This is a genomic window from Variovorax sp. YR750, assembly GCF_900109805.1.
GTDB lineage: Bacteria > Pseudomonadota > Gammaproteobacteria > Burkholderiales > Burkholderiaceae_C > Variovorax > Variovorax gossypii.
In genome coordinates this window covers 1-9216 of record NZ_FOBJ01000038.1, presented here as the reverse complement: position 1 = coordinate 9216, position 9216 = coordinate 1, and the positions used below count along the sequence as shown (strand labels likewise).

Annotated in this window: 3 protein-coding genes; all 3 read right to left on the bottom strand. The window is 68.0% G+C overall.

All coding sequences use genetic code 11. The features are described from left to right. Positions 1–171 precede the first annotated feature (171 nt). On the bottom strand, positions 172–1020 hold the full coding sequence (locus BMY35_RS37310; protein WP_256230734.1) for an OmpA family protein: 849 nt from the start codon (positions 1018–1020) through the stop codon (positions 172–174). Positions 1021–1040: 20 nt separating this feature from the next. Next, on the bottom strand, positions 1041–7562 hold the full coding sequence (locus tag BMY35_RS37305) for an ESPR-type extended signal peptide-containing protein (RefSeq protein ID WP_093210095.1): 6522 nt from the start codon (positions 7560–7562) through the stop codon (positions 1041–1043). 1497 nt (positions 7563–9059) lie between these two features. After that, positions 9060–9200 carry a nucleotidyl cyclase domain-containing protein gene (locus BMY35_RS37295; RefSeq protein ID WP_256230736.1) on the bottom strand — a complete coding sequence of 47 codons (141 nt, stop codon included), beginning with the start codon at positions 9198–9200 and terminating at the stop codon, positions 9060–9062. Between the last annotated feature and the right edge of the window lie 16 nt (positions 9201–9216).

Below are 9216 nucleotides of genomic sequence, written 5' to 3'. Positions count from 1 at the left end.
CTCGCGCTGGGCCAGTCGACCAGCCTCTACGGCGAAGTCGGCAAGCTCTGGGCGAGCGGCGGCAACGCCAGGGTGAAGAGCTCGATCAACGGGTCCGTCGGCGTGCGCGTGAAGTGGTGAGACCTCGGCGGGGCAGAGATCCCGCCAGCCACGCCGCGAGACCACGACGGCCTATCGCTCGCCGGTGACCTCGAGTTCGACGCGTCGATTGGGTTGCAGACAGGCGATGAGCTGGGCGCGCTGCCGGCCGTCGACACACGAGACCAGCGGCTGCGTCTTGCCGACCCCGAAGGCGCGCAGTGCCGACGGCGGCAGGCCCCGTGCGATCAGGTAGTCACGCACGGTCGCAGCCCGCGCAGCCGACAGCGCCTGGTTGTACGCGTCGCTGCCCAGCCTGTCGGTGTGGCCGATCACGGTGATCGCGTCGAAGCGCTTGTACTGGCCCTTGAGCTGGGCGGCCAGTTGGTCGAGCTGCTCGCGTCCGTCGGCCGACATGTCGGCCATGCCCGACTTGTCAAAGGCAAACAGCGCATCGGCTGCCATCCTGAAGCGTTGCGGCGCGGAGGCGGCGGCAGCCGCCGGCACCGGCGCCGCCGCATCGACCTTCGGCGAAAGGTAACCCGCGCAGGCCGGGTCCTTCCAGTACATCGCATCGGAGAGGCCCTCCCTGTAGACCACCTTGTACTGGCAGGTGACGAATTCGTCGCCTCGGCCGGTGCGGAAGTTGAACAGGTAGTCCCACTCCTTGGGGCCGAAGAGGCCTTCGCCGAAGTGCGGATAGCTGATGAGCTCGCGCACCTGGTTCTTCGTCATCCCCCGGCCGACGCGGCGCAGCTGCTCCACATTGACGAAGGTCCCGCCCTTGAGCCAGGCGCTGCCCGCCTCAGGAAAGTGCACGGAGTCGGCGGCGGCAGGCGCCGCACCGGTCTGCTCGGGCACGGCGGTGCCCGTCGCGCAGCCTCCCAGCATCGCCACCAGGGCGGTCAGTGCGAGGCAATGGAATGTAGTGTGTGTTTTCATGGATGTTGTTCCTCTTGCGCTCAGTCGAACGAGAACCCGAAGCCCACGCGCACGATGGCCTTGCTGCCGCCGGTGGCCCAGCCCACGCCCGCATGCAGGGTGGTCTGCCCGTTCTCCGAGCGTTTGAGCAGGTTGAAGCCGATGCCGGCCTGCCCGTTGTAGCCCGCGACCGCACCGCTCACGTGGTAGCGCCCCGGCTCCACCGGCGTGACCACCGCCATCGCTGCCGAGGCCGCGATGCCCCCCGAGAGCATCCGCGTGTTGGCATCGACCTTGTCGCCCAGGGCATTGATGCGGTTGTTCAGGCCGGCGCTGGTCGCATTGAGCTGGTTGACGTTGACGGCGTCGGTGCCCGCCACGCCCGGCGCCACGTTGTGCACGGTGACCGGCGCGGTGGCATTGCTGCCGCCCATGGTCACGCTGTTGTAGTTGACCGAGCCGTCCGCGTTGGCGTCGTACTTCACCGTCGACTGGTCGATGGCGGCGACCGTGCCCTGCACGCCCCGCAGCTGCGAGACGTTCACCGCGTCGCTGTCGGCCGTGCCCGCCGCCACGCCGGTGATCTGGCGGAACTGGCCGCTGGCGGCATTGCCCACCGACACCGCTGCCAGCGTGCTGGTGGTCGCGCCGATGGCGATGCGTTGCGCGTCGGTCGCGGTGGGCGGCACGTAGCCCGCCACGCCCGCGGCCGTCGATGCCACCGAGCCTGCGCCCAGCGCCACGCCGCCGGCCTGCGTCACGCTGGTGCCCGCGCCCAGCGCGACGCCCTGCACCGCGGCTGCGGACGACTGCGTGCCCAGCGCGATGGAGTCGGCCAGGTGCGAGGTCGCGCCCTGGCCGATCGCGATGCCGCCCGGTGCACTCTGCTGCACCACGGCGCCGTTGCCGATGCCCACGCCGTTGTTGCCGTTGACCACCGTCTGCGGGCCGACCGCCACCGACTCCGTGCCGATGGCCAGCGAGTCGGCCGCTGTGGAGTTGGCGTGGAAGTACTGGATCGGCGTGACCGCGAAGGACTGCAGCGCGCCGCTGAGCTGGCGCACCGTGACCGCGTCCTGTGCCTGCGTGCCGTCGGCGACGTTGGTGATCTGGCGGTAGGTGGTGGCGCTGCCGACCGAGAGGGCTCCCACCAGCGTGCGGTCGGTCGTGTTGAAGGGAATCAGCGAACTGCCCGCGGGGATGTTGCCGGTGCTGCCTGCGACCGCGCGGTCGGAGACGGAGCCCGCGCCGAGGGCAATCCCGCCGTTGACAGTTGAGCTGGCATCCTTGCCCACGGCGACAGCGTCCGCAGCCTGCGCGCCGAGGTTGTCCTCGTTGCCGCCGCCGGTGGATTGCACGCTGAAGTACCTGATCTTGTTGGCGGTGACCGTGGTGCTCAGGTTCGCGATCGACTGGTTGGTCGCGTAGAGCTGCGAGCCGTTGATGGCGTCGGTGGAGGTCTGCGAGAGCCTGCCGGCCGCGACGTTGGTGATCGTGCGCTCGGCGCCGACGGCGCCGACACTGACCGTGCTCGTCGGCCCGGTCCCCGCGAAGTTGTAGGTCGTGCCGTTGATCACCGTGCTGGCCGTGCCGACGGCGACATCGGTGGTGGAGCCCGAGCCCAGCGCCACCGCACCGGCGTTGTTGGCCACCGCGTTCGGCCCGATCGCGACGGAGTCCGTCCCCAGCGCCTGCGAGTCGGGCTGGGTCGAGTTCGCATGGAAGTACTTGATGCCCGCACCGGCGTTGATGTTGGCGATGTCGGTCGTGTTCTTCGTGACCTGCTGGTTCGTGCCGTACAGCTGCGAACCGTTGATCGCGTCGGTCGACGTGTCGGAGATCCGGCCGGCCGCCACGTTGGTGATGGTGCGCTCGGCACCCGGCGCGCCAACGCTCACGGTCGAGGTCGGCGTGGTGCCGGCGAACTTGTAGGTCGTGCCACCGACCACCGTGCTGGCCGTGCCGACGACCGTGGTCGTGACCGAGCCGGAGCCCAGCGCGACGTCGCCCGCATTGGCGCTCGCCGTTGCCGCGTCGCCGATGGCCACACCGCCCGCCTTGCCCACCGCGCCGGCCGTCGAGCCGTTGCCCAGCGCCACGGAGCCTTGGCCGATCGCCTTGTTCCCGTTGCCGATCGCGACCGCGCCATTGGCCTGGTTCGCGGCCGTGGCCGAGGCCGTGCCGTCGCTGTTGGCGATGTTGTTGGCGCCACCGGTGAAGGCACCGGTACCGCTGGCATAGCTCGGATCGCCGATCGCCACGGCACCGTCGCCGTAGGCCGTGTTGCCCGAGCCGATCGAGATGGCCTTGCCCCCCGTGGCTGTCGCACCCTTGCCGATGGCCACCGCCTCCGCGGAGTCGGCCGTCGCGGTGCTGCCGATCGCGATGGTGTCCGCGGCGCTCGCGCGCGCGCCGTTGCCCATGGCGACGCCACTGGTCCCCGCAGCCAAGGCGTTCACGCCGGCGGCCAGGGCATTGACACCCGTGGCGCCGTCGTTCGCATAGTTCGCCTGCTGCGTGCCGTTGTCGTTCACGGCGTAGTAGTGGATCTTCGCGCCGTTCACCTGGGTGGTCAGCTGGCTCACGTTCACCGCATCGGTGGGGGCCACGCCGGGCGCCACGTTGGTGATCACCGTGTTGTTCGCGTTGATGCCGGTGGTCGTCACGCTCGGACCGCCCGTGATCGTCAGGCCTGCGTTGTTGATGACCGTGCCGCCCGCGGTCACGCTGGTGAAGCTCGGTGTCGCGCTGGTGGCGATCTGCACCTCCGAGCCGTTCTGCGTGATCGCGATGTTGTTGCCCGCCGTGTAGGTGGCGGTGCCGCCCGGGGCGATGTTCTGCACGCTCGTGCCCGTCACGGTGCCCGTGCCCGTCTGCGCCGTGGTCACGTTCCAGCCCTTGCCCGCCGTCACCCCGATGTTGGCGAGCTCGGTGTTGGTGGCAAAGAGCTGCGAGCCGTTGATCGCATCGGTCGAGGTGCCGGAGATCCGGCCGGCCGCCACGTTGGTGATCGTGCGTTCATTGCCCACGCTGCCCACGCTCACGGTGCTCGTCGCTGCGGTGCCCTGGAAGGTGTGGACCGTGCCGTTGACGGTTGCACTCGGGGTGTTGACCACGGCCGCCGTGGTCGAGCCCGAACCCAGTGCCACGTCACCCGCATTGGCGCCCGCCGCCGCGCCGGTACCCAGTGCCACCCCGTTCACGGCGCTGACGGCGGCGTTGTTGCCCATGGCCACGCCGCCCGTGGCAGCCGCCGTGGTGCTGGCCCCCACGCCCGCGGCGACGGAGTTGATGCCTTTGGCCCCGTCATTGTTGACGTTGGCGCCAGCCACCCCGTTGTCGTTCACGCTGTAGTACTTGGTCTTGCTGGCCGCCACCGTGTTGGTCAACTGATCCACGTTCACCGCATCGGTGGGGGCCACGCCGGGCGCCACGTTGGTGATCACCGTGTTGTTCGCGTTAATGCCGGTGGTCGTCACGCTCGGGCCGCCCGTGATCGTCAGGCCTGCGTTGTTGATGACCGTGCCGCCCGCGGTCACGCTGGTGAAGCTCGGTGTCGCGCTGGTGGCGATCTGCACCTCCGAGCCGTTCTGCGTGATCGCGATGTTGTTGCCCGCCGTGTAGGTGGCGGTACCGCCCGGGGCGATGTTCTGCACGCTCGTACCGGTCACGGTGCCCGTGCCCGTCTGCGCCGTGGTCACGTTCCAGCCCTTGCCGGCCGTGGCCGCCACGTCGTCGATCGCAGCATTGGTGGCGAAGAGTTGCGAGCCGTTGATCGCGTCGGTCGAGGTCCCGGAGATCCGGCCGGCCGCCACGTTGGTGATGGTGCGCTCGGCGCCGGAAGCGCCCACGCTCACGGTCGAGGCCGGCGCGGTGCCCTGGAAGTTGTAGGTCTTGCCGTTGATCACGGTGCTGGCCGTGCCGACGGCCGTGGTCGTGGTCGAGCCAGAGCCCAGTGCCACGTCGCCGGCGTTGTTGGCGACCGAGTTCGAGCCCAGCGCCACGCCGTTCGCCGCCTTGGCACTGGCCGTGTCGCCCACGGCGACGCCGCCCGCGGCCGTGACGGACGAGGCGTTGCCGAGCGCCGTGGCGCGCGTCGCCGCAGCGTTCGCACCGGGGCCAACGGCCGAAGCGCCCTCGCCGGACGCACTGGCGAATTCGCCCACCGCCAGGCTGTTGGTGGCGCTGGCGTTGGAGAAGGCGCCCACCGCGGTGGAGCCGCTGACCCCCGATGCCGTGGCGTTGACGCCGATCGCGGTGCTGCTGACCGCCGACGCCTTGGTGCCGGTGCCGATCGCAATGGCGTCGCCGGCCGACGCGCTCGCCTGGAAGCCCTGCGCCACGGCCTGGTCGCCCGACGCCGAGGCGGCGACGCCGGCCGCCAGCGAATTCGCGCCCGTCGCACCGTTGTTGGTGTAGTTCGCCTGCTGCGTGCCGCCGTCGTTCACGCTGTAGTAGTGGGTGGGCGTGCTGGCCGCGATGGCCGCGACGGCCTGGTTGGTGGCGAAGAGCTGCGAGCCGTTGATCGCGTCGGTCGAGGTCCCGGAGATCCGGCCGGCCGCCACGTTGGTGATCGTGCGCTCGTTGCCCACGCTGCCCACGCTCACGGTGCTCGTGGGGTTGATGCCCTGGAAGTTGTAGGTCGTGCCGCCGATGGTCACGTTGGGTGTGCCCACGGCCGTGGCCGTGACCGAGCCGGAGCCCAGCGCGACGTCGCCCGCATTGGCGCTCGCCGTCGCCGCATCGCCGATGGCCACGCCGCCCGCCTTGCCCACCGCGCCGGCCGTCGAGCCGTTGCCCAGCGCCACAGAGCCCTGGCCGATCGCCTTGTTCCCGTTGCCGATCGCGACCGCGCCATTGGCCTGGTTGGCTGCAGTGGCCGAGGCCGTGCCGTCGCTGTTGGCGATGTTGTCGGCACCGCCGGTGAAGGCACCGGTACCGCTTGCAAAGCTCGGATCGCCGATCGCGACCGCGCCATTGCCGTAGGCGGTGTTGCCCGAGCCGATCGAGACGGCCTTGCCACCCGTGGCCGTCGAACCGTTGCCGATCGCCACCGCATCGCCGGCATCGGCGACGGCGCTGTTGCCCATCGCGATCGCATTGAGCGCGGAAGCCTTGGCGCTGTTGCCGAGTGCGATCGCCTGGGCAGCAGATGCCGCAGCGAGTGCGCCCACCGCGGTGGCGTTCTGGCCGGTGGCCGCCGTGCCGAATCCCAGCGCAGTGGCGCGTGAGACGGTTGCCGTGGCGTTGTTGCCCATCGCGACGGTGCCGACGGCCGCGGCGTTGGCCCCCGACCCTGCCGCGACCGCGCCGATGCCGCTAGAGACCGCCTGATTGCCCATGGCCAGCGCGAAGTCGGCCGAGGCATTGGCGAGGTTGCCGAGCGCGGCCGAGCTGGTCCCCGCCGCGTTGGCCAAAGTGCCAATGGCCGCGGCATCGGTGCCTGCGGCGTTGACTCCCCAACCGCCTGCGAACGCACGTTGGCCAGTGGCCGTCGAGCTGACCCCGACCGCGGTGGAGTTCACACCCGCCGCATTGGCGAAGGTGCCCAGGGCGCTGGCGCCCGCTGCGGTGGCAGTGGCAGCCGCGCCGAGCGCGACCGCATTGGTGTCGCTGGCGACCGTGCCGGACCCCAGCGCCATCGCGCCGCCGGCGCCCGAGGTCGCCGCATTCGGGCCGAGCGCCACCGAGGTTGCCGCATCCGCCTTGCTCTGGAAGCCGATCGCGGTGGCGTTGTCCTTGGACGCCGTCACGTCCGTGCCGATGGCAACGGCACCCACGCCCGTGGCGCCCGTCCCCGCGACCGTGCGCGAACCGACGTAGACCGAGTTCAGCTGGGACGCGACCGACTGGAAGCCCACGGCGACCGCGTTCTGGGCAGTGGCTTGGGCGCGGGTGCCCTGGGCCATGGCATCGAGCCCGCTCGCGGTCGCCTGGTAGCCGAGGGCGACGGTGCGCAATGCGCTGGCGTTGGAACCAAAGCCCACGGCGGTGGAACTCTGCCCGCTGGCGATGGACTGCGTGCCCACCGCAACGGTATTGGTGTTGCTCGCGGTCACATCGGTGCCGATGCCGATGGCACCGTCGGCCAGCGCGCCCGTGGTAGGCCCGGTGCGGGCGCCCAGATAGATGGAGTTGACACCGGCGGTGTAGGCCTGGAAACCCAGGGAGATGGAGTTGAGCTGGGTGCTCAGCGAGTTGTATCCCACGGCGAGGCCGCCGCCCGCTTGGGCTTGCGCAAGCGAACCGAGCGCGGTGGCCCCGATCCCAGAGGCCTTCGATTGGAACCCCATGCACGAGGCGGTGCCGTTGTACATGTTGAAAGGCGAAGCCGAGCAATCGACCGACTGCGCCTGCGCCACAGAGGCTCCTCCGATCCCGCCCATCGCCAGCAGCGCGGTCATGAGCCCTGCGCGCAAGTGCCCAGAAGCGAGCAACGTGAGCGCGCCGGGCGCAGCCGCCACGCAGCTTGCGCCCCGCTTGCCGCGGGCGCGGGTGTTTTCCGACGCCGCGACCCAGGCGCCAAGGGATTCATTCCAAATTGAACAATAAGTTGTATTCATGAGGCTCCGTCCGTTCGATTTAAACCGCGTCTCCCTGGAAATTTCTCTATTAACTGTTGTTTACAACTATTGACGACGGGGTTAACGATTGCAACTTGGCTTGTTGCTTTTCGGAGGAATTTGGTCGAACCGATTTAGATTTCCATATAAAAATCAAAAACTAATAGTAATATAAAGTTACTAATTAATTAGATTGCTTACCTCATTTTTGACCTTTTGAGATGTGACTTCCTTGTCGTTTTTTTGTTCTTTTATCGAAGACCCGATGAATAGCTGCCGCTTTTCGTGGCGTATTGCCGCGATTGCAGGAAAGTTGCGGCCGGGTGGTGACGGCGGACGGAGAAACGCCCGCGCTGGCGGTTTGGAAGAGGCCCCTGCGTCGCTGGGACAGCGTCCTCGACGCGAAGTCGCGTCAGCGAACCACCTGCCACATGGGCCTGCAGGCCCTGACGCCCGCTGACGCTCTGCGACAGGCCAGTTACCTCGATGGAGTGGGGTCACCCGAGGAGTGCTCCAGCCCGCACGGGATGTGTTTCCTCCAACGATCGCCGGGATGGAGGGCGCCCGGCGCGAAGTCGTGACCGCCCGGCAAGAGCTTGAAGTGGCTGAACGCAGTTCCTGCAACGGCATTTCGCGATCACCTGGATGCTTCTGCGGGTGCAACGCCTTGCCCACCTTCTCAAATTACCCAATAGGCAGCCAGCACCAAACAGCCTCGCCTTGCAAGGTATGGCGCTCCATATTCAAGGTCTTTTCGAGCAATTTCTCCACGATCGTTGTTGTTCCTGCATCACAACTCCAGCGTGAAGCTCTAGCAGGCAAAGTTCTTCGCAACGATTACATCGAAAAATGAATTGGTGAATGTCAATTTTGATATGAATAAAAAACCACAAATCAAAAATCCCGCCAAACCGCTCACGGTGCCCGCCCGAACGAAATCAATTTATTTAATTTCACGCGCCGCTGCCCCTGCCCCACGGTCGCGAATTCGAGAAGCCTGGGTGCCTCTGATGGGCTGCAGTCCGACACGGACCACCTGCTCAGAGGATGCGTTTACAGGGCCAGATCAAGGCTCCAAGCCCTACCGTGGCTGGTTGTCCGACAGGGGCGGGGTTCTCGAGCGGGGCCTTCATGGCTTGGGCTGCTGCACGCAGCGTTCGGCATCTGTTCAACGACGCGGGCCGTCTGCGCCCAGAACGCCGACATCGAGAAGTTCAACGGCAAGTTCCGCGACGAAGGTCTGAACAAGCAGTGATTCGAATCGCTTGCGCAGGCCGGCGAAAGGTCACCCGGCGGCGGCGCGACTACAACGAGAAGCGGCCCCACATTTCGCTGGGCCGCACCCGGTCAGCCAGGTTCGCCAACTTGCATCCCCGCCGGGGTCAGGATTCCATGGAAATCAACATCCGCGCCATTCGGGGAGCAGCAACATCCCCTTTTCCCTGGGGCCTCTCAAGAAGGACCGTGCAGCGCGCCCATGGGCGGCCGGCTGCGATCTCACGACGGCGGTGCTTCTCCGACCAGCCCAGGCGTCACCTGCACGTTGTTGCGCCCCGCTCCCTTGGCCTGGTAGAGCATCTCGTCGGCCTGCTTGACGAGCGCGGCCGCCGTCGTGGCGCCGCCCCGGTAGAACGCCAGGCCGATGCTCGTGCTG